At 71.4% G+C, this 3,621-nt stretch carries 3 protein-coding genes; 1 reads left to right on the forward strand and 2 read right to left on the reverse strand.

Annotation, left to right across the window (positions count from 1 at the left end; translation table 11 throughout):
* Positions 1-2,409, forward strand: a 2,409-nt coding sequence (locus tag B8460_RS04880; RefSeq protein ID WP_048860457.1) for an efflux RND transporter permease subunit, incomplete at its 5' end; no start/stop codon positions are given.
* 12 nt (positions 2,410-2,421) lie between these two features.
* Here the strand turns inward: B8460_RS04880 and B8460_RS04885 are convergent.
* Both B8460_RS04885 and B8460_RS21635 read right to left on the reverse strand, forming a co-directional pair.
* Positions 2,422-3,297 (reverse strand): Hint domain-containing protein, encoded by an 876-nt coding sequence (locus tag B8460_RS04885; RefSeq protein WP_048860458.1) that lies wholly within the window; start codon positions 3,295-3,297, stop codon positions 2,422-2,424.
* A 75-nt stretch (positions 3,298-3,372) separates the two neighbouring features.
* Positions 3,373-3,621 (reverse strand): response regulator (locus tag B8460_RS21635; RefSeq protein WP_373855669.1); only part of this gene is annotated, 249 nt, incomplete at its 5' end.

A 3,621-nucleotide genomic window follows, 5' to 3' on the forward strand; every position in this document is an offset into this window, starting at 1 on the left:
GGCGTCGCCGCGGTCGCCGCCGCGCCGGTCGAGGCGGGCGGGCGGGTGTTCCGCCTCGGCGACATCGCGACCGTCCGGCGCGGGTTCGAGGACCCGCCCTCCTATCTGATCCGCCAGGAAGGCGCGCCGTCGGTGCTGGTCGGCGTGGTGATGGAAAAGGGCGCCAACACGCTGGAGCTGGGGCAGCGGCTGGATGCCGCGCTCGCGCAGTACGAGGCCGCGCTGCCCGCGGGCTTCGCCATCACCCGCATCGCCGACCAGCCCGCCGTCGTCGGGCGGGCGGTGGGCGAGTTCATGCGCTCCTTCGTGGAGGCGCTGGTGATCGTGCTCGGCGTCAGCTTCCTCTCGCTCGGCTGGCGCGTCGGCATCGTGGTCGCGACCTCGGTGCCGCTGGTGCTGGCGATCGTGTTCCTGGTGATGGACGCGATGGGCATGGTGCTGCACCGGATCACGCTCGGGGCGCTGATCATCGCCCTCGGCCTGCTGGTCGATGACGCGATCATCGCCGTCGAGATCATGGTGGTGAAGCTCGAACAGGGCTGGGACCGGCTGCGCGCGGCGTCGTTCGCGTGGACGTCGACGGCGTTTCCCATGCTGACCGGCACGCTGGTCACGGCGGCGGGCTTCCTGCCGATCGGCTTCGCCAATTCGTCGGTCGGCGAATATGCCGGCGGCATCTTCTGGGTGGTCGCCATCGCGCTGATCAGCTCGTGGTTCGTGGCGGTGGTGTTCACGCCCTATCTCGGCGTGCGGCTGCTGCCCGACTATGCGAAGCGCGCGGCCAGACGCGGCGGCGGGCACGCGCATGGGCACGACATCTACGAGACGCGCGTCTATCGCGGCCTGCGCGCCGCCATCCGCTTCTGCGTCCGCCGGCGCATCCTCGTCGTCGCCGCGACCGGGATCATCTTCGTCGCCGGGGTCGCGAGCTTCGGCCTCGTGCAGCAGCAATTCTTCCCGATCAGCGAACGGCCGGAGCTGTTCCTCGAGATGCGGATGCCGGCCGGCACCTCGATCGGGGCGACGGCGGCGGTGGCGAAGCAGGCGGAGGGGCTGCTGAAGGGCGACGCGGACATCGCCACCTACACGTCGTATGTCGGCCAGGGGGCGCCGCGCTTCTGGCTCGGCCTCAACCCGCAGCAGCCGGACAGCGCCTTCGGCGAGATCGTCATCGTCGCGCGCGACGTGGCGGCGCGGGAGCGGATCAAGGCGCGGCTGGAACGGGCGGTGGCCGGCGGCGCCCTGTCCGCGGCGCGGGTGCGCATCGACCGCTTTAACTTCGGCCCGCCCGTCGGCTTTCCGGTGCAGTTCCGCGTGATCGGCCCCGATCCGCTGCAGGTGCGCGACATCGCCTATCGCGTGCGGACGATCATGCGCGCCAACCCCGACGTGATCGACCCCAATCTCGACTGGAACGAGCGCATGCCGCAGGTGCGGCTGGAGGTCGATCAGGACCGCGCCCGCGCCCTCGGCCTCACGCCCGCCGACATCGCGCAGGCGCTGCAGACGCTGCTGTCGGGCGTCACCGCGACGACGGTGCGCGACGGGACGGAGGCGATCGACGTGGTCGCCCGCGCGATCCCGTCGGAGCGGCTGGCGCTCGGCCATATCGGCGACCTGACGATCACCGCGCGCAACGGCGTCGCGGTGCCGGTCAGCCAGGTCGCGCATGTCGTGCTCGGCTCCGAGGAGCCGATCCTGTGGCGGCGCAACCGCGACATGGCGATCACGGTGCGCGCGGACGTGCGTGACGGGGTGCAGGCGCCGGACGTGACCAACGCGATCTGGCCGCAACTTGCAAGCCTGCGGGAATCGCTGCCGTATGGCTACCGCATCGAGATCGGCGGCGCGATCGAGGAGAGCGCCAAGGGCAACGCGTCGATCTTCGCGCTGTTCCCGGTGATGCTGATGGTCACGCTCGCCGTGCTGATGATCCAGCTGCAGAGCTTCTCGCGCCTGTTCCTGGTGGTGCTGACCGCACCGCTCGGCATCGTGGGCGCCGCCCTCGGGCTCAATCTGTTCGACCGGCCGTTCGGCTTCGTCGCCCTGCTCGGCCTGATCGCGCTGGCGGGGATGATCATGCGCAACACCGTGATCCTGGTCGAGCAGATCGAGAGCAACGTCGCCGACGGGATGACCCGGCGCGAGGCGATCGTGGAGGCGACGGTGCGGCGCGCGCGGCCGGTGGTGCTGACGGCGCTGGCGGCGATCCTTGCCATGATTCCGCTGTCGCACAGCGCCTTCTGGGGGCCGATGGCGGTGGTGATCATGGGCGGGCTGTTCGTCGCGACGTTCCTGACTTTGCTGTTCCTGCCGGCGCTGTATGCGCTGTGGTTCCGGCGCAGCCTCGACGGACAGGCGCTGCCGGCCGTCCCGGCGCTCCCGCCGGGCGCCGTCGCGGCCGAGTGACCGCCGCGCCCCTCAGGCCGGCGCCGGCGTGACGCGACGGCGGCGCAGGCCCTCGCGGATACGGTCGAGGGCGTCGCCGGTGACGACGAGCGGCGCGCAGCCGGCCGCCTCCCACAGAAGCGCGGCGCCTTCCAGCGCCGCGGGGCCGAGGGGCAGCAGCGTCTCCACCAGCACCCCCTCGGCGCGGATGAGATCGTGGCCCGCGACCGACAGGTGGTGATAGGTCACGCGCCCGAGGGCGTCGCGGGTGACCGCGTGGCCGTCCACGAGGTGGCGCGCCGGGACCAGCATCCCGTCGATGAACACCGCATGGTCCGGCGACAGCACGAGGTCGCGCGACGGCGCACCGGCGGCGAACGCGCCGGCCGCGATACGCACCGGCGCCTCGTCGTCGAGCGTCCAGCGGCGGATGGCGGTGACGGGCCGCGCGACCGGCGATCCGCCGGCATGGCACAGCACCGCGTCGTCCAGGCGCAGCGTCTCGATCGGACGCGGACCGTCGGGCGTGTCGATCCGCGTGCCGGCGGCGAGGCATTGCGTGAACGTGACGGTTTCAGTGTACTGGCCGGCCGGCTCGACCACGTAGAACGACCCGCCGGGCGCATCGCCCACGATCAGGCCGCCGAGGAAGCTCGTGCCGTCCACGAAGTAGATGGTGGGGTTGTAATTGTTGCCATAGGGCCGCGACGTGTACGGCCAGACGGGATCGATGCTGATGCTCTGGCCCGGCTCGAGCACGATCTGTTTGACCGGCAGGCTGCTTGGATCGCTGCCGATGAAGGCGTCGCCGCCACCCTCGGAGTAGATGACGCCTCCCGCCACCGGCGTCCCGCCATGGGCGTTGTCAAGGTAGAGCGTGCCGTCGTTGAGGTAAAAGCCTCCGCTCATGTCTGTATGGTCCCCGGAACGAATGCGTGCAGTCTGCGACCGGCGGTGCGCGCCGCCAAGCGTGACGGCGAGACGCTATCGGCGTTGTGAAGCGGATCGGACCGCGTCGGGCGGCGCATCGGCGTTGTCGCCGGCCGCCGCCCCCATCGCCGTCTCGATGGTGCGGCTGAGCGCGGTGGGGGAGAACGGCTTGCGCACGAAGAAGCCGGCGAGACCCGATGCCGCCAGCTCCTCGGGCTCCGTGTAGCCGGAGATCAGCACCGTCGGCAGGCCCGGCGCCAGGGCGCGCACCTGCCGCACCAGTTCGGCGCCCCCCATGCCCGG

It is taken from the genome of Acidisphaera rubrifaciens HS-AP3, from assembly GCF_000964365.1.
GTDB lineage: Bacteria > Pseudomonadota > Alphaproteobacteria > Acetobacterales > Acetobacteraceae > Acidisphaera > Acidisphaera rubrifaciens.